This is a genomic window from Psychromicrobium ferritrahens (assembly GCF_043789415.1).
Lineage (GTDB): Bacteria > Actinomycetota > Actinomycetes > Actinomycetales > Micrococcaceae > Renibacterium.
Map to the genome: position 1 here is coordinate 355,498 of NZ_JBDLLW010000001.1, position 17,179 is coordinate 372,676.

18 protein-coding genes, 1 tRNA gene and 1 other RNA gene are annotated in these 17,179 nt (G+C 58.0%); 10 read left to right on the plus strand and 10 right to left on the minus strand.

Translation table 11 applies throughout. The annotated features are described in order from the left end of the window. Window positions 1–21 precede the first annotated feature (21 nt). Window positions 22–1,242: a glycosyltransferase 87 family protein gene (locus ABDK06_RS01675; protein ID WP_394938256.1), complete on the plus strand. Its 1,221-nt coding sequence runs from the start codon at window positions 22–24 to the stop codon at window positions 1,240–1,242. Here the strand turns inward: ABDK06_RS01675 and mptB are convergent. Then, complete coding sequence (gene mptB, locus ABDK06_RS01680) at window positions 1,239–2,804, minus strand: polyprenol phosphomannose-dependent alpha 1,6 mannosyltransferase MptB (RefSeq protein WP_394938258.1); 1,566 nt, start codon at window positions 2,802–2,804, stop codon at window positions 1,239–1,241. The genes ABDK06_RS01675 and mptB overlap by 4 nt on opposite strands. Before the next feature lie 130 nt (window positions 2,805–2,934). Here mptB and orn point away from each other — a divergent pair, with 130 nt between their 5' ends. The 5 genes from orn (at window position 2,935) to ABDK06_RS01705 (ending at window position 6,331) form a co-directional block, all read left to right on the plus strand. Continuing rightward, window positions 2,935–3,567, plus strand: a complete 633-nt coding sequence (gene orn, locus ABDK06_RS01685; protein WP_394938260.1) for an oligoribonuclease — start codon at window positions 2,935–2,937, stop codon at window positions 3,565–3,567. Between the two features lie 23 nt (window positions 3,568–3,590). Then, window positions 3,591–3,666, plus strand: a tRNA-His gene (locus tag ABDK06_RS01690). 100 nt (window positions 3,667–3,766) lie between these two features. Next, window positions 3,767–4,930 (plus strand): acyl-CoA dehydrogenase family protein, encoded by a 1,164-nt coding sequence (locus ABDK06_RS01695; RefSeq protein ID WP_394938262.1) that lies wholly within the window; start codon window positions 3,767–3,769, stop codon window positions 4,928–4,930. Next, a complete protein-coding gene (gene def, locus ABDK06_RS01700; RefSeq protein ID WP_394938264.1) occupies window positions 4,927–5,499 on the plus strand; it encodes a peptide deformylase in 573 nt (190 codons plus the stop codon). The genes ABDK06_RS01695 and def overlap by 4 nt, the downstream gene beginning before the upstream one ends. Window positions 5,500–5,503: 4 nt before the next feature. Further along, entirely contained in the window at window positions 5,504–6,331 is an 828-nt protein-coding gene (locus ABDK06_RS01705) for an acyltransferase domain-containing protein (protein WP_394938266.1), read from the plus strand. Between the two features lie 27 nt (window positions 6,332–6,358). Here ABDK06_RS01705 and ABDK06_RS01710 read toward each other — a convergent pair whose 3' ends face one another. Next, a complete protein-coding gene (locus ABDK06_RS01710; protein ID WP_394938268.1) occupies window positions 6,359–6,541 on the minus strand; it encodes a hypothetical protein in 183 nt (60 codons plus the stop codon). A 52-nt stretch (window positions 6,542–6,593) separates the two neighbouring features. Then, on the minus strand, window positions 6,594–7,172 hold the full coding sequence (locus tag ABDK06_RS01715; protein ID WP_394938270.1) for an HNH endonuclease family protein: 579 nt from the start codon (window positions 7,170–7,172) through the stop codon (window positions 6,594–6,596). A gap of 713 nt (window positions 7,173–7,885) precedes the next feature. Here ABDK06_RS01715 and ABDK06_RS01720 point away from each other — a divergent pair. The 3 genes from ABDK06_RS01720 (at window position 7,886) to ABDK06_RS01730 (ending at window position 10,330) form a co-directional block, all read left to right on the plus strand. Next, window positions 7,886–8,623, plus strand: a complete 738-nt coding sequence (locus ABDK06_RS01720; RefSeq protein ID WP_394938272.1) for a trypsin-like serine protease — start codon at window positions 7,886–7,888, stop codon at window positions 8,621–8,623. A 513-nt stretch (window positions 8,624–9,136) separates the two neighbouring features. Next, entirely contained in the window at window positions 9,137–9,853 is a 717-nt protein-coding gene (locus ABDK06_RS01725) for a S1 family peptidase (RefSeq protein WP_394938274.1), read from the plus strand. A 171-nt stretch (window positions 9,854–10,024) separates the two neighbouring features. Beyond that, window positions 10,025–10,330: a chorismate mutase gene (locus tag ABDK06_RS01730; RefSeq protein ID WP_394938276.1), complete on the plus strand. Its 306-nt coding sequence runs from the start codon at window positions 10,025–10,027 to the stop codon at window positions 10,328–10,330. Window positions 10,331–10,371: 41 nt separating this feature from the next. Here ABDK06_RS01730 and rnpB read toward each other — a convergent pair. From rnpB to ABDK06_RS01755, 5 genes are all read right to left on the minus strand, one after another. Further along, window positions 10,372–10,749: RNase P RNA component class A (gene rnpB / locus ABDK06_RS01735), an RNA gene on the minus strand. A gap of 30 nt (window positions 10,750–10,779) precedes the next feature. Then, window positions 10,780–10,962 (minus strand): hypothetical protein, encoded by a 183-nt coding sequence (locus ABDK06_RS01740; protein ID WP_394938278.1) that lies wholly within the window; start codon window positions 10,960–10,962, stop codon window positions 10,780–10,782. Between the two features lie 13 nt (window positions 10,963–10,975). Beyond that, window positions 10,976–11,710 (minus strand): GAF domain-containing protein, encoded by a 735-nt coding sequence (locus ABDK06_RS01745; RefSeq protein ID WP_394938280.1) that lies wholly within the window; start codon window positions 11,708–11,710, stop codon window positions 10,976–10,978. Window positions 11,711–11,837: 127 nt separating this feature from the next. Continuing rightward, on the minus strand, window positions 11,838–13,283 hold the full coding sequence (locus ABDK06_RS01750; protein ID WP_394938282.1) for a glyceraldehyde-3-phosphate dehydrogenase: 1,446 nt from the start codon (window positions 13,281–13,283) through the stop codon (window positions 11,838–11,840). Window positions 13,284–13,418: 135 nt separating this feature from the next. Further along, complete coding sequence (locus tag ABDK06_RS01755) at window positions 13,419–14,492, minus strand: alkene reductase (RefSeq protein ID WP_394938284.1); 1,074 nt, start codon at window positions 14,490–14,492, stop codon at window positions 13,419–13,421. Between the two features lie 177 nt (window positions 14,493–14,669). Here ABDK06_RS01755 and ABDK06_RS01760 point away from each other — a divergent pair, with 177 nt between their 5' ends. Next, on the plus strand, window positions 14,670–15,461 hold the full coding sequence (locus ABDK06_RS01760) for a YaaA family protein (RefSeq protein WP_394938286.1): 792 nt from the start codon (window positions 14,670–14,672) through the stop codon (window positions 15,459–15,461). Between the two features lie 22 nt (window positions 15,462–15,483). Here the strand turns inward: ABDK06_RS01760 and ABDK06_RS01765 are convergent, their stop codons facing one another. Beyond that, window positions 15,484–16,218 (minus strand): zinc ribbon domain-containing protein, encoded by a 735-nt coding sequence (locus ABDK06_RS01765; protein ID WP_394938288.1) that lies wholly within the window; start codon window positions 16,216–16,218, stop codon window positions 15,484–15,486. Window positions 16,219–16,265: 47 nt separating this feature from the next. After that, entirely contained in the window at window positions 16,266–17,168 is a 903-nt protein-coding gene (locus tag ABDK06_RS01770; protein ID WP_394938290.1) for a Nif3-like dinuclear metal center hexameric protein, read from the minus strand. Between the last annotated feature and the right edge of the window lie 11 nt (window positions 17,169–17,179).

Genomic DNA, 17,179 nt, shown 5'->3' on the forward strand with positions numbered 1-17,179 from the left:
GGCCGTCGCTTGACTGACACTTTGCAGCAAAAATTCCATCGACCACGGGCCCTCTGGCTGACCTTCGGCGTGCTCCACCTGGTGATTCTTGCCTTACTGTGCCCGCTCATCTTCAGCGGTCAGGTGCTGAGCGATATCTCCTATTACCGGTCCTGGGCCTTTGAGGGAATCCAGCATGGCGTTTGGCAGGGCATCACCCAGGCCTGGGTTTATCCAGTGGGCGCTCTGCTGCCGATCGTAATCAGCGCGGTCTTCGGCTCCTATCTGTACCAGCTCGCCTGGTTCTTGCTCTTCACAGCCTTGAACTTCATGGCGGTGCGAGTGCTGACGAAATCAGCTGCTCCTCAGGGGTATTACGCCGCCTATTGGTGGATGCTCGGTACCGCGATCCTCGGCACCGTCGCGGTCGGTCGGATCGATGGCCTCACTGCCCCCATGGTGATCACCGCCCTGCTCATCCTGGCTGCCCGCCCCTATCTTGCCGCTGCCTTGCTCAGCTTGGCGACCTGGATCAAAGTGTGGCCGGCGGCGGTGCTCTTCGCGGTCGTAGTGGCCAGCAAGCACCGGATCAAGGTGATACTTTCGGGAATCGTAGTCACTGCCGTGGTAGTCGCGATCACCGCTCTGGGCGGTGGCCTGCAATACCTCTTGGGCTTTCTGAACGCGCAAGGCGGGCGCGGCATGCAGCTCGAAGCCCCCTTCACCACTCCCGGCCTCTGGCAAGCCATCCTGCATCTGAGCGACACCTACGTCTTCGAGGACGTGGTGATCAACACCCGTGAAGTGCGCGGTGGGATGAGCGAGGCGATCGGTGCGATCATGAATCCGCTACTGGCGCTCTCCGCCGTCGTCATCTTGGTCTTACTGCTGTGGGCACTGCGCCGCGGCGCGGATGTTCGTCAGCTGATCGTGGCCGGTTCGCTGGCCTTGGTGGCCTCATTCATCGTGTTCAACAAAGTCGGATCTCCGCAGTTTCAACTGTGGCTGGTGGCCATCGTCGCTGTCGGCCTGTACGTCAATCGCAGCGGCTGGCGCTTCCCGGGCTACCTGATGCTGGCTATCGCCTTACTGACCACCCTGGTGTACCCAATCTTCTATGTCCAGCTCTATGAATTGAATCCCGCTATCGCGATTGTTCTGACGTTGCGCAACCTCGGATTGCTGGTGCTGCTGGGCTGGGCGATTCGTGAAGTGATCGTATTGGCCAGATCAGATAGAGCCGTCAGGCAACATGCCGCCTAGATAATCTCGTGCTGGGAGTTGTTGCTCAGAAAGAGTTCTCTGGTCTTGCGATCGAAGAAAACGACGTAGATCGCGAAGCCCAGAGCGATAATCGCTGCGGCAAAACGAGCGCTGTCCAGGTTGATCCATGATTCGCCCTGTTGCAGATAAGGGTAGACGTTCAGTTGATCGGAAATCGCATAGATCATGAAGAACGACAGCACGAAGTAGAGCGTCTTGACCTGCCAGTCATTGCGAATCCCGGTGATCGCGAACAGCGGAATCAGCCAGACAACGTACCAGCTCTGAATCATTGAGGAGAGCAGTACGACGGCGCCCAGCGCCAGTGCTGTTCGGCGCAAGATCCGGTCATAGCTGCCTCGGAACATCAGCCAGACCACAATGCCGATGGCAACGACCTTAGTAGCCAGCCAGAATTCCCGGGTAACCGCCCAGCCATCCCACCCGAAGGAACTGACCAACCCGGCGATGGCCCAGCCGATGGCGCCCACCGGGGCATACCAGATCCACACGCTGCCGGGCGCGGACAAGCCGTTGATCCAGCCGAACCAGAAGCCGTTGATCCAGCCGAAGAGCGCGAGAATCCCCAGGGAGATCGCCGCCGTCATGGCCCAATAGAGGAATTTTCGCGGCCAATTCGCCTTCTTCCCAGCCCACAGCAGGCCGATGAACGGCAACAGTATGATGGTGATCGGCTTGATCGCGATGGACAGGGTCACCAGCACGATCCCCAGTACATTGCGCTTTGTGGCACTGTAGTACAGCCCCGCGATAGCCAGGCCGATCATCAAAGCATCATTGTGCACCGCAGCCAGGAAGTTCACCAGCAACAAGGGATTGGCGACGCTCAGCCAGAGCGCACGATTCGGGTTGACGCCGTGCAGCACCGCCAGGCGGGGAACATAGATCGTGCAGAGCAACACCCCGATGGCGGAGCAGACCCTGAAAAGGAAAACCGAGATCTCGGGATTCCCCCCGCTCACCGTCACCACGAATTGCTCGATCCAGAGGAACACCGGCCCATAAGGCGTAGGGGCTTCGGCCCACAGCTGGTCTGCGCCTAACTGATACCAATTGGAGAGCGCAGAGATGCCGTTCACATATGGATCGAGATTCGCCTGCATCAACCGCCCCTGACCGATATAGGCGTACACATCGCGGCTGAACAACGGGATGCTGAACATGAGCGGCAACGACCAGAACAGAATGGCTTTCCTGACCACCTTGCCCGAGGACGGCGGCCATTTCTTGAAGCGCTGCCCCAAACGCAACCAGGCCCGGACCAGGACCATACCGCCGATCGCGATGCACGCGACGCAAATGACGATGTTAACCGGTTCAACCCGCATCCAGATGAAGAAGACATTCCTTCGGAGAGCGGAGGACTGAGCCAACCAGCCGAGCCCCACCGAGCCGATCATCAGCAAGAAAGAACCTACGAAGCCTGCGGCCAGTGGCTTCCAGTAATCCTGTGAGGCAGTCTCGTCCTGCCCGGAAACATCCTTCGACGGTTCGCCTTTAGGGCGTTGCCCTACTCCGGTTGTTGGCTTAGACGCTGTCATAGGGCAATTTCCGATCTGGCAGTTTGCGTTGCTCCCCCGCAGGCTAGCGTGAGGAACGCGATGAAGCTCAACCTATTTTAGACCAGTCCGGTAGAACTGCAGCCTATTCATTGCACGGTACATTAGTCAGGTGGCTAATTCTTCTGTTTCTGCTGACCGCATTGTCTGGATCGATTGCGAAATGACCGGCCTCGATCTTGGCGTGGACGCTTTGATCGAGGTCGCAGTACTCGTCACCGACTCCGATTTAAACATTCTGGGGGAAGGCGTGGACGTGGTGATCAAGCCCAGCGATCAAGCCTTGGCGCAGATGAATGACTTCGTGCGGCAGATGCACACCACGTCGAAATTGCTCGATGAACTCCCTGATGGCATCACTATGCAGGAAGCTGAGGATCAGGTCCTGGCTTACATCACCGAATACGTACCGGACGCCGGCAAAGCCCAGCTGGGCGGCAATTCAGTCGGCACAGATCGAGGATTCCTGGCCCGCGATATGCCAAGGGTGATTGAGCACCTGCACTACCGCATCATCGATGTCTCAACCATCAAAGAACTATCTCGCCGCTGGTTCCCCCGCGCTTATTTCCAGTCCCCTGCCAAGCTCGGCGGGCATCGCGCGCTAGGCGATATCGTTGATTCCATCAATGAACTCCGCTACTACCGCGAGGCGGTTTTCGTACCTGCACCGGGCCCGGATACCGCGACGGCACAGCAGATTTCCGCTTCGGTTATGAGCACCGGCACGAAGCCTGTAGACTAATTGTCGCTGCGGGAACGCACCTGGTGGGATTAGCTCAGTTGGTAGAGCATCTGATTGTGGTTCAGAGGGTCGCGGGTTCAAGTCCCGTATCTCACCCCAAGGAGTGCGAAAGCATTCTCAAGCGAAGGCCGCATCGGTTTACCGATGCGGCCTTCGTGTTGAACAACAACTGCCTGAACTATTTGAAAGGCCCTTTGAGATGAAGCGCTCGCTTTTCGAAGAAGATCACGAGCTGTTCCGTGAAGTCGCTCAGGAGTTCAACCATCGCGAGGTAGCTCCGCAGTACGCCCAGTGGGATGCCGATCATATGATGAACCGCGGCTTATGGACCGCTGCCGGCGAACAGGGGCTGCTCGGCCTGGCCGTTCCCGAAGAGTACGGCGGAATGGGCATGGCTGACTATCGGTTCCGCGCCGTTTTGGATGAGGAGTTCGCCCGGGCCAATCATCTAGCGGTCGCGCTAGCTTTCCATCTGCACGACGATATGGTGCTCCCCCATCTCTTGGCCTATGGCTCAGAAGATCTGAAGCAGCGTTGGTTACCGGGAATGGTCTCCGGGGAAATCGTTACCTCCATCGCGATGACTGAGCCGGGGGCTGGTTCAGATCTGCGTGGCATCAGAACTAGAGCCGTGAAAGATGGGGACGATTGGCTGATTAGCGGTCAGAAGACTTTCATCGGCAACGGTATCTCTGGGGACGCCGCCCTCGTGCTCGCGCGGACCGATGGCGGAAGCGGCCATGGCGCCAATGATTCCTTCTCACTCTTCATGGTCAGTAAGGGCGAGGGCTACAACACCGGTAAGCAGCTGGACAAAATGGGGCTCAAGGCCTCTGACACAGCTGAATTGTTCTTCGACAATGTCCGTGTTCCCGGAGCCGATCTGGTCGGTGAGCTGGGGCGCGGCCTTGAATATGCTGCTGCCCAGCTGCCTCAGGGCCGATTGGCGATCGCGGTGGCGAGTTCCGCCGTCGCCCGTACGATCTTCGAAGCCACCGTTGGCTACACCAAGGACCGGAATGCCTTCGGCGAACGGATCATCGATTTCCAAAACAGCCGCTTCTCGCTGGCCGATATTCAGACCGAAGTCGAAGTCACTGAGAGCTATGTTGACCAAGCCATCCTGGCTTTCAATGCCGGTCAGCTCGATGCCGTAAGCGCCGCGAAGGCCAAGCTGTGGGCCAGCGAAAGAGTCAAGTCGATTACCGATCGTTGTCTTCAATTGCACGGCGGCTACGGCTATATTCTGGAGTATCCGGTGGCGCAGGCCTTCCTCGCTTCGAGATTGCTGACCATCTTCGGCGGCACCAGTGAGATCATGCGGGAGCTGATTGGCCGGAACCTCTCGGGTGGCCAACGATGACAGTTCATCCCATTGTGGTTCAAGGAGAGCCGACGTTGCACCGTCGTGCTGCTGAAGTCAGGGAATTCGATGATGCCCTCCGGACTTTGATCGCGGATATGCATGAAACCAATGAAGCAGCCAACGGTGTAGGTCTTGCGGCTCCGCAGATCAATATCGGGCTACGAGTCTTTGTCTACGCCATGGAGAACGACGACGGCGTGCCCCCGCAGGGCGTGCTGGTGAACCCGACGCTGGTCTTGGGAAAGATCTCCGGAAACGCCCCTGACCCCGATGAGGAGGCAGAAGGCTGCCTTTCGGTTCCCGGGGACCACTTTCCGCTGAAAAGAGCTGAATGGGTTCGAGTCAGCGGATTCGATGGGTTCGGCGACAAAGTGGAGTTCGAGGCAACCGGCTGGTTTGCCCGCTGTATGCAGCACGAGTACGACCATTTGGACGGCAAGTTGTACGTCGATCGGCTGGTGGATCGTTATCAGCGAAAGGCGCGCCGCTCGGCCAAGGACAACGGCTGGGGGGTCCCTGGTCTGAGCTGGCTTCCCGGAGTGGACCCCGATCCCTTCGGTCACTGAAGCCATGGACCTTCAGGAGCTACTCGCAGCAGCCGCGATCCAGCCGACCGACCGTCAGGAGGTTTTGGCACTGCTTGAAGAGCCACCTTCCGCCCCGGTGCTAGAGGCAATGGCCTTACTCCGAAGCCGGCTCGGCTTGCTCGGGCAAGCAGCTCCGCAGAGCGATTTCGATGAATTCACCTGGATGAGCGCGCTACTGAGGTTCTTGCCCGAACAGTTCAACTGGTATCAGCAGCGGGGCATCCCCTCGGGCATTGCGCTGGCCACCACGGCTGATATCGGACGACAGATCGCAATCTCTCGAGTCACCACCGGCGGCTTTGGTCTTGAAACCTGGAAATGGCTGACCGAACATGCCACCGGCACTCTCTATCAGCTCGGTCGATTGCAATTTCAAATTCAGCCCGGCCCCCGAGAGATCCCGGGGCTGGCCACTGAAGAAGCAATTCTAGGCCTGCATATTCCAGAGATCCGGCACAGCCCGATCACTCCGGGGGCTGTTCAACAGGCGATCTCCCTGGCAAAGGATTTCTTCAACGAGTATTTCAGCGATCAGCCGGTGCGATTCGCCCATTGCATCTCTTGGCTCTTGGACCCCTATCTCCTCGAGAAACTGCCGACTTCATCGAATATCGTTCAGTTCGCTTCGCTTTTCACGCTATACGGGCAACTCCTGGACACTCCGAGCGATGCTGTGTATTTCACCTTTCGCAGCAGAGACTCAGACAATATTCAAGGACTCCCCCGCGAAACGTTACTGCAGCGCGTCGTGCTGGAACGAATCGAGCACGGCGATCACTGGCGAGTTGGCCAGGGATACCTGAAGCTTTAGTTCCAGTGCTTCAGGTATCCCCGTTCATCAGTTTTCCCTGATGACTCGCTGCAAATCTGTTGCGCAGAGTTCTTGCAAGTGCTCGAATTGCTGAAGCCGCTCTTCGCTGATCTCGCCTTTCTCATGGTCGGATTGAGCCTTGCGCAATTGACGCTCTGCTTCTTTGAGGTTCTTCTCTGCCAGTTCGACGGGGTTCAAAATCTTTTCCATGGCTAAAGAATGGCCTCTTTTCCTATTTGTATCCAGTATTTAACATCCTGTTTCATTGTGAAGCTCGCACGACGTCGGCCACCGGCAGTAAAACGGAAGAATAAGAACTTTGCTGTGGACAGTACTTCAACACCGCGAGCATCGCCGTACGCTCTGTCGGACTGAGCCACAGCGCATACGCCGCCTTGACCGAGATCTGTCGCGCAACGTATTCACAACGGAACCGGGTATTCTTCGGTAACCAAGCTGCGGCGTCGCTGTCGCTCTTCTGCTGGTTACTCGCCCCATCCACCGCGATGAGGTTCAACGGGTCATTGGCCAAAGCGAGCCTCTGCTGCTGAGTCAGCGACTGAGCTCCTTTTTGCCAAGCATCACTCAGCGCTACCAGATGATCGATCTGAATCAGCTTGGAGGTCTCAGCCCCGCGACGGAACCGGAGCTCCTTGCCGGTATAAGGATCGGCGAGTACTCCTGAAGCCACCAGACAATGAGAATCCTTCATCGTGATCGCCTCACGTAAATCACGGCGCAGTATGTCATTGCGAGTATCACAGCCATTTTTGTCCAGGTCTGCCCAAGCTTCACCGAAAGCCGTCCTGAGGTAACCGGCCTTCGGCGCACCGGCTTGCACCCGCAGAGTCTGCATCAGCGCCAAAGCCGTGGTGGGCTCAATACTGAAAACCGGACCGGCACCAGAACCCGGCTGTCTTACTGAATGGACGGGAGCCCGCAGCGCTGCGGACCATCGAGCGGCTTCACCAGATACTTGCCAGCACCCCAGCAATGCACCCAACAGAGTGCAGATACCGAATGTCACCCACCGCCCTGTCAGCCACCGCCGCGCAGGAGATACCCGCAAAGCAGCGCTCCGCGAACGAGGAGCCGAAGTCTCTGAGAACATGTCCTCAGGCTACTCAGCGACGCCGTCGTGAAACGGTTTCCGGAATACTTTGGCCCCAGATGTGGATAAAACGGGGTCTCTCAGACCAAAGCAGTACTCGTCCCCTCCCCCGGATCGAGGAACAGCTGAATACGCCTGAAACAAGGACGGGCAAATAAATTATTCGTAAAAGTCTGAAAAACGAGAGGCCCACTAAATAAAAACCATTGAAATGCTGCCGTTGAACGATTCATACCAACTTTCCCGAGCGCCGCAGATGAAACACCAACAGTTCGATAAAATCCAAATATTTCACAATTGAGACGACGAGTCTGAATAACAGCAGCTGGCTTGCTGAGAATTAGCTGAAAATGACATTTAAAGTGTTTAACCGCGCATAGGGTATTGATGAACACCCGAATTTCGGTAGTTTATTCAAATATTTCAGAATTCAAGGAATAATCATGAAAATAGCGAAGTTTTTCACGGTAGCGGCTTTGGTCGGCCTAGTCACCACTGCGGCACTAGGCGGCGTAGCTCCCGCGCAAGCCGCACAGCAGCCGGCACCCGAGATCGTCGGCGGAAGCAAAGCCAATATCAGCGCAGCACCCTATGTTGCTCAGTTCTTTATCAAGGGTCAGTTCAACTGCACGGCTTCGCTGATCTCACCCACCTGGGTTCTGATCGCCAAGCACTGCACCAATAATGTCAAGGTCGCCGACATCACGTTCCGGTTCGGTAATGCGAACCTGGGTCAAGGTACCGTGGCAAAGCCGAAACGCGTCGTGCAGTGGAGCAGCGGCGATATCGCGCTCGTGGAGCTCACCACCTCGTACATCACTACCGTGCCCAATGTCGGGAAGAACTACCCGGCTCAAGGAGCGATTGGAAATATTTACGGTTGGGGCGGCGAGACCGCAAATGGCCCACTGTCCAGTTCACTGAAGACCGCTAAGGTGAAGCTCCTTGGCACGGATGGCAAGGTTGGGCAGGGAATCGGAGAGTCCCTGGTCGTCGAGGGTGTTGACGGACAGGCCTGGACCGGTGATTCCGGCGGCCCCTTCGTTGTCGGTGGAGTGATCGTGGGCGTGGGCTCGACCAGTGACTCCGGCGGCACCAAGAAAAACGGCTTGGCCGACTATGCTTCGATAGCTCCCGCAGCTTCCTGGATCACCGCGACCTCTGGCGTACGCACTAACTGATCATCTCTCTAGGCCAGCAGAGAGCCCTCAGCGGCTCGGCGGCGTATCGGGCCAGTGCTCACCGTTGATTTGCGGTGAGCACTGGCCCGATACGTTTTCTGATTTCTCGGTCTCAAAGGCGGACGCTCTCTGCTGCGTCAGCTAGCGCTCCTCGCCGTGATGAAGTGGCGACAGCCACCGATCGAGCAGCCCGAAAGTGCCGGAAACAAATTCTTAACACTGGGAAACACTCAGTAATCTTTATTCACCGAAAAAAGATCTTCAGTGACTCGAAATCGCCTTGAACACCGGTAGCCCGAGAACGGCGGGGAACTCTTCCTCCGGGAACAGGTCGAAGTGAGAAGCCCTCATATTGAGCAATGCGACGGAATTCTGAATAAAAGCATCCGAAATGCTGGGAATTCGCTGACATTCGGTTTTGCGCTTTGACACCCCATTACACTTCCAGACTATAAACAACCCACCCGGTTGTTTATATCTATTTCTGTTCTCAGCACCCCCAAGGAGAGATACATGAAGATCACCAAGATTTTAACTGCTACGGCCCTGGTGGGCCTGCTGGCCGCTGGCGGATTGAGCACTGCAAGCCAAGCGCAAGCCATCCAGCCGGCTCCGGAGATCGTGGGCGGCAGCGTCGCGAATTTCAGCAGCGTTCCTTTCGCCACCCAGCTCTACTTGAATGGCCAGTTCAACTGCAGCTCTTCGTTGATCTCATCCACTTGGGTCTTGACCGCCAAGCACTGCGTCGATGGCACGGTCAGCGTCCGCGTCGGCAGCGGCACCTTGGGCCAGGGAACTTTGATTTCGAGTAAGCGAGTGGTGACCTGGAGCAGTGGCGATCTGGCTCTGGTTGAGCTCTCGCAGCCTTACAACACCACTTTCGCCTCGCTAGGAGCCACCAACCCGAGCCGGAATACCACCGGAAATATCTATGGCTGGGGCCGTGAAACCCCGACCGGCCCGGCGGCTCCCAATCTGAAGACCGCGCGGGTCAAGGTTGTCGGGCTGAGCACCGATGCTTATGGTGGCGTGGCCATCGCGCATAACGGCATTGATGGTCAGGCCTGGAAGGGCGACTCCGGCGGCCCCTTGGTGATCAACGGGAAAGTCGTTGGCGTTGCATCCACCAGCGGCAGCGGGGGAACCGATACCCAGGGACGTTCCAACTACACCTCTGTGCCTAACGGAGCATCGTGGATCGCCTCGATCTCCGGGGTGAACGCAAGCTAACTCTGATCAGTTGGCTGAAGACGAAAACCGCCTTCAGTGCTGTTCGGTCAATGGGCCGGGTGCTCTTCTGGAATAACTGGAAAAGCGCCCGGCCCATTGCTTGACGATCCGGTGCCGTCATCCGTCTTCGAGACTTTAGGGACCTGCTGAAGGCCTCAATAGAATGGTCAGATGACTGAATTCACTATCGAAAGCATCCGTGGTGAGATCGATGCACTGGACCGGCAGATCGTTCAGCTCATCGCCCAGCGGCAGAAGTGGGTTGTCGAAGCGGGTAAGTTGAAGACTGATCGGACCGCCGTCCAAGCCCCAGATCGCGTGGAGAAAGTTATCGCCAAGGTTCGGGGACTGGCCACGGAGTTCGAGGCGGATCCAGAGGTGGTAGAACGCAGCTATCGCAGCATGATCGCGGCTTTTATCGACATCGAGTTATCGGTCCATCTGAAGCATCAGGGCGAAGAAATGCTTTCCTCGTGATCGCCTGCGAGCCGTAATTCCGGCAGCAATCGGACAGCTAACGGATGGGATAGCCGATACGCCGGGTTCTGTTCGACGGAACCGTTACCAATTCCGTCGCGACGATCATCCATCTACGGTCATCGTTGCCGATGACCTCTAGCAGCCTACCCGGGCACTCGGGCGAGCAGCCCTCAAACGTGACCTGTCTGGCCTTGCTCCAAGTGGGGTTTACCGAGCCCGTCCAGTCACCTGGACGGCTGGTGGTCTCTTACACCACCGTTTCACCCTTACCTCTTTCGAGGCGGTCTGTTTTCTGTGGCACTGGCCTGCGGGTTACCCCGAGTGGGCGTTACCCACCACCTCGCTCTGCGGAGCCCGGACGTTCCTCGAGTTATTGGCGCTTAACACCAGCAACGCGCGATCGCCTAGCTATCCCATCCGAGCTTCAAGTCTAGCTGCTCAGTAGCTCAGCCCCGAACGGGCTTGGTGCTGGCGAACAGACCCCAGAAACGACGCCTCCGCCGAGAAGCTTTAGCTGATTCTTCCGCATGAGCATAGATCTCAGCCACCACTCGCGGGTCCGAAAGGTCCGGAAGCTTCGCTGAGCGCGGATGAACTGCCTTTACCGTGCCGAAAGGAACAGATGTCATATTCTCGCCTCCCTCAGATCCATTCTACCGATCGAACAGGTTCTTGTCCGTACTTGGGGTGCATCGTCTCGGCAAAGGCAATGGCCAGGATGTTCGCAAACATCTCCACTACATGAGCGTCATCTTCGGTGAGGTCACCGGCATCTGCGGCGTCGAGAGTGAGCATTCCATGGACCTCGCTCGCACTGCTGATCCGTACCGAGATAAAAGTTCGGTAGCCTCGCCCGCTGCCACCATAATCTTCAGGTTTTTCCTTCTTCAGATCGGGGATGAAAAGGTAGGACGAAGGAGAGCTGCGCAGAAACTCCAGGGCTTTCTCACCCCGTCCTTGATCGCCGTTGACGAAGGCACCCGTGGGCTGACGAACCCCGGCGTATCTGAAGACTTCAAGCCGATCACTCGTCGGCGTCAGAGCATAGGCGATGGCGCGCGCATCCTTGGCGTCATGAAAGACGTTGATCAAGGCTGTCACTGCATAACGCGCCAGCTCGTTGAGAGTACCCAATCGTTCCGATTCGGTCTGACTCGGCATCTGAGCCACCGCTGAAGCCATTTGCGAGATATGCGTATTGAGCGCATTGCTGCTCACCAGCTGCCTGGCGGCCAGACGCCGCTCCCAGGCCGAATTGGTCAGCTGCAGCAGCAAGCTCAAGAGCAAAATGCCTACCGCCACCCAGAATAACGAAAGGTAATCACGAGCCCAGAAAAACAACACAGTGGCCGCTGCCGGCGCAATATAACTCAGCACTTTAGCCGTTGCTGCTAAGCCTGCAGCGAATCGTGAAAATGCTTGGGCTCGATTCGTTATCTCAGTTCTCGGAGCCACCATGTATTAAGGCTATTTCGGGGCACCGACAGAATAGCGGCGTCCGAACTCAGTCGGAAGAGCGAGGAAAAGTTCTCGGGTGAACTCCCGCCATCTCCTCCATAACCCTCACCACTTGGCAGCTATAGCCGAATTCATTGTCGTACCAGAGGTACAGCACGAGGTTCTTCCCCGTCGAAATGGTGGCAAGACCATCAACGATTCCTGCTCGTCTGGAGCCCACGAAATCCGTGGAGACCACTTCCGGTGAATCTATGTAGTCGATTTGCCGGTGCAGCTCCGAGTGCAGGGAGATCTCCCGAAGGTAGTTATTGACTTCGTCTTTGGTGGTTTCCTTCTCAAGATTCAGATTGAGAATAGCCATTGAGACGTCGGGGGTTGGCACCCGGATCGAGTTCCCGGTGAGTTTACCCAGCAATTCTGGCAAGGCTTTTGCCACAGCCTTCGCTGCTCCGGTTTCCGTCAGAACCATATTGAGTGCCGCGGAACGACCTCTTCGATCACCCTTATGAAAGTTATCCGTCAGGTTCTGATCATTGGTAAATGAATGCACTGTTTCGACGTGGCCGTGCACGATACCGAATTTATCGTTAATCACTTTGAGCACGGGAGTAATGGCATTGGTAGTGCAAGAAGCTGCGGTGATAATCCGATCGCTCTCTGAGATCGTGGCGTGGTTGATGCCGTGCACGATGTTCTTCAGATCTCCCTTACCGGGAGCGGTGAGCAGCACCCGCGCCACCCCCTGGCTCTGTAGATGCTGCGCCAGCCCGTCAGCGTCGCGCCAACGACCGGTGTTATCAACCACCAAGGCATCGCTGATGCCGTATGCCGTGTAATTGACCGCGGCGGGATTATCCGCATAGATCACCTGAATCAGGGTGCCATTGGCCAGAATGGTGTTGTTCCGCTGATCGACGGTGATTGTTCCGTTAAAGGGCCCGTGCACCGAATCGCGCCGCAGCAAGCTCGCGCGCTTTACCAGATCCTGTTCGGAGCCTCTCCGCACCACGATGGCGCGCAGCCGCAGCCCATTGCCGCCACCTGAATGCTCGATGAGGATCCTGGCAAGCAAGCGTCCGATCCGGCCAAAGCCATAGAGCACCACATCGGTGCTTCGTCGGTCATCGCGGCCGCGCTGGTCGATCAGCTCAGCCAATTCAGCGCGCAGAAAAGCGTCGAGCTCCCCTTGCTGCGTCTTGAAACGCTGGTTCAGTTTGGCCAGATCAATCGAAGCGGCCCCCAGCTCAAGGCGGCTCAGTCCCTGCAGAAGCGGTAAAGTCTCTTCGATCGGGAGCTCCACCTCATCGATCTGGCGTGCCCAGCGGTGTGCCTTCAACAGATCCACCACCGACTGATTGATCAGCGAACGCCCATAAACACTGGTGATGACGTTGTTTTCGCGGTAAAGCTGACCGACCAGAGGAATCATCGCCTCTGCCATCGCTTCCCGTTTCGCCCAGCTCGAATAGGCGGTGTCGGGGTTCACAGTCACTTATGGTGCCTTCCTCATTGAAGTCAGTCAGAACACTTTTGATTCAAAAGCCGAGATCAATTCTAAAGTGGCTGACACCGAGCTATCGACCATCGTGGTCAATCTCACCCCTGGTAGGAAGGCACCACAGCGCTGCTAGGCGCTCAACCGCGGGTAGTCGTTATACCCCTCCGCACCGCCGCCATAGAAAGTCGCAGGATTCGGCTCATTCTCTGGATGCCCGGCTTCCCAGCGCTCAATCAAGTCCGGGTTGGCGATCACCGGGCGTCCCACCGCGATCAGATCGGCCAGTTCATCCGAGAGGACCCCCGCTGCCTCCTCGCGAGAGGTCAGTGTGGAGAAGCCGCTGTTGAACATGAAGGCGCCGCCGAAGCTGCTGCGCAGCCCCTGCACCAGCTCACTCGCCGGATCCCGGTGCAAAACACTCAGATAGGCCAGTTCAAGATCTGAAACGCCCTCCAGCAAGGCATGGTAGGTCGCCTTGACGTCCTCGGGATTCGTTTCCAGTACGTCCTGGATATTGTGCTCTGGCGAAAGCCGGATGCCGACTCGCTCAGCGCCGATCTCCGCTGCCACTGCCCTGAGCACCTCTACTGCGAAGCTTGCCCGAGCCTGGGGTGAGCCACCGTAACGGTCCTCACGCACATTCGACACCGGGGAAAGGAACTGATGCACCAGGTAACCATTCGCCCCGTGAATCTCGACGCCGTCAAACCCTGCGTCGATGGCTCGGCGAGCGGCCGCGACGAACTCATCCCGCACTACACCCACCTCTTCGATGGTCAGCGCATGGGGCACCTGCGGAGGGAGCTTCTCAGCTCCTACCCGAACCTCACCGGAGATCGCAATGGCGCTCGGCGCAATCGTGCGATCCACTCCACTCATCTTGGAGTGCCCGGTCCTTCCACCGTTCATGATCTGCATGAAGATCCGGCCACCGGCGCGATGCACAGCTTCGGCGACCTTGGCCCAGCCCGCGGCCTGAGCCTCGGTGACGATTCCTGGTTGCCCAATATAGGAGCGGGATTCATGGCTGGGGTAGGTGCCCTCGGTCACGATCAGTCCGAGCCCCGCACGTTGTGCGTAGTGCTCGGCCAGAATTTCTGCCGGAACCCCGTCTTCACCGTTACGTAAGCGGGTCAGCGGGGCCATCACTACACGGTTCGGCAAGGTCAGAGCGCCGAGGGTGACGGGCGTGAAAATATTCATTCATCAGAACTTTCTACGAGGCGGGGGTCCGGAGATGTCCGGGCTCCTCAGCAGTTCGAGTGCTTTGGTCTTCGTCTGACGGCAACAGCACCATCACGCCGGCTATTCCGGTGATCTGACTCACATCGGCAGGCTTTCCCGGAATCAGTGGGAGGCCCGAACCGCTATGCTCGTTCCGTGCTGATCTTATTGCCGCCTTCAGAAGGTAAAACCGCTGCCCCCACCGGAACAGCTATGAATTTAACAGAGCTGGCTTTTCCAGGGCTTTTGGAACCCCGGCTGAAGGTACTGGAGGCACTCAGCGAAGTCTCCGCGCATCCTGAGGCTTTGGACAAGCTCGGCGTTGGTGCTTCGCTCGTGGCGGAGATCGCTCGGAATACCCGGCTCAAGGAGGAGCCTGCGGCACCCGCATCTTCGATCTACAGTGGGGTGCTCTACGACGCACTCGGCTATTCACGAATGACCCCGCTTCAGCGACGCCGGGCCGAAGAGTCCATTGTGGTGATTTCAGCGCTCTGGGGAGCGGTGCGCTTGACAGACCGAATCCCGGCGTATCGATTGTCGATGTCGGTCGGCCTGCCAAAGCTGGGTCGCCTGGCCGCCTTCTGGAAGCCACACCTCAACGAATCGTTGAGCGCGGCAGCCGGAGAGCAATTGATCGTCGATTGTCGTTCCAGCACCTACTCGGCCGCCTGGACGCCGCCCGCCGAGCGCACCGTCGAGGTGAACGTCTTCCAAGAGCGGCAAGGGAAGCGAACCGTGGTCTCCCACTTCGCAAAGCACACCCGCGGCGAACTCGCTGGGCTGCTGTTACGACGTCGTGGCGCGGCCCCGACGAATCCGCAGCAGCTGCTCAAAGTCGCTCAGCAGCATTTCACCGCGGAACTAGTGCCTGGAACGGCCAAGCGGCCCTCGAGCTTGAACCTTGTGCTGGAGAAAGGCATCAGTTTCGCAAAGTCGAAAGTCTAACGCGACGGGCTGCTCGCGAGAGCTAAGTCCACTCGGAAGAACGCACCAGAATGCAGCCGGAATCGGGGCAGAAGACGATCTCGTCTGCCGCCGCTTTTGAAATATCCGCCAGGTCCCCGGGGCTGAGCTGCATCCCAGATCCCTCCGAAGTGCCGTGGAAGAGGCGGGCCGCGCCGATCCCACGCCGTTCCAGAGTACGTTCGTAGACCGCTAGCAGACCGTCCTCAAAGCTTTCCGCGAGTGCAGAGCGCTTGGCCTGAGTGCTTTGATGCTCCGCCAAAACATCGGCTAGCGAAGCATCGACCTCCTTCTGCACCAAGTCCAGCTGGCCCTCCAGACCCTGCACTACCGACTGCCGGGTTGCCCGACGAGCGGAGACCTCTTCCAAGCGCTCCATCACCTCGAGTTCCGCGTCCTCCAAATCGGAACGGCGTTTGGCCAATGAAGCCAGATCTGCCTGCAACGCCATCAGATCTTTGGATAGACCACCCGCGTTCAGCCGCGCTTCATCGCGCTCCATCCGGCTGACCACCTGGGCGACGTCGTCCTCTGAACGCTTGAGTTCGAGCTGGGTATCGGCGAGTTCGATGCTCAACTGGCCCAAAGCCGCCTGCGCCTCGGAAAGCTCACCCTGCAACTGGCTGAGCCGAGGGTCTGCCCGTAGCGTCTTGGCCTGTTTATCCAGGCTCTTGAGCTTACCGTCAAGCGCTTGCAAATCCAGTAGTCTCAGTTGCTCAGCCGGAGCAGCTTTCGCCATCAGTACCCTCTTCTCAGTAAAAACCTATTGTCCAAGCCTACGGCCACTTAAGCCATACCGGGGGTCAAAATGAAATCCCAGGGATCGGTATTGACCTGGCTCACCCTCAACTCGACGTCAAAACCCTGATCTCCCAAGACATTTCCCAAAGCTTCGGCCGCGGCGGGCAACCATAACCATTCCGAGGCGAAGTGGGAAAAATCAATCAGGTAGGGGCGTCCGTCTGGTCGTCCTTCCCTGGCTTCCGAGGCCGGGTGGTGACGTAAGTCAGCGGTCAGATAAACATCAGCGTTGGCGGCTTGTACCGCACTGAGCAGGGAATCCCCCGCACCTCCGCAGACCGCGATGCGACGGACCAGCCCCTGCCGGTCCCCGGCCACTTTGACTCCACCCGCGACAGCGGGCAGAACGCTGAAGACCAAAGCCGCGAAATCCCCCAGCTGCATGGCCTGCGGCAGCTCGCCGATCCGCCCAATGCCTTCCTCAGGCAAACCATGACGCGCGGCTTGAAGCGGCTTGACCTCTTCCAGGCCAAGAGCATCCGCGATAACATCGGAGACCCCGCCCACCGCAGAGTCACCATTGGTGTGCACCGCGAGCAGGGCGCAACCACCCTCGATCAGGGCGTGCACAACTTTGCCCTTCCCGCTCGTCGCCGCCACCGAGGTGACCCCCCGCAGCATCAAGGGGTGGTGGGAGATCAGCAGATCCGCACCCCAGTCAAGGGCCTCTTGCACGACCTCAAGGGTCGGATCAACCGCAAAAAGGATCTTCTGCACCGGATTGGCGGGCCGGCCGACCACCAAACCGACGGCGTCCCAGTCCTCAGCCAATGATTCGGGCCACAGTTCCTCAACCGCTAATAGCACTTCGGCGAGTGTCGCCGGTTGACCTGTGTCACGCTCATCTTCCTCAACCGTCTGATCCGTTGCTGGCTCACTGTGGTCCATAGCCCCATCCT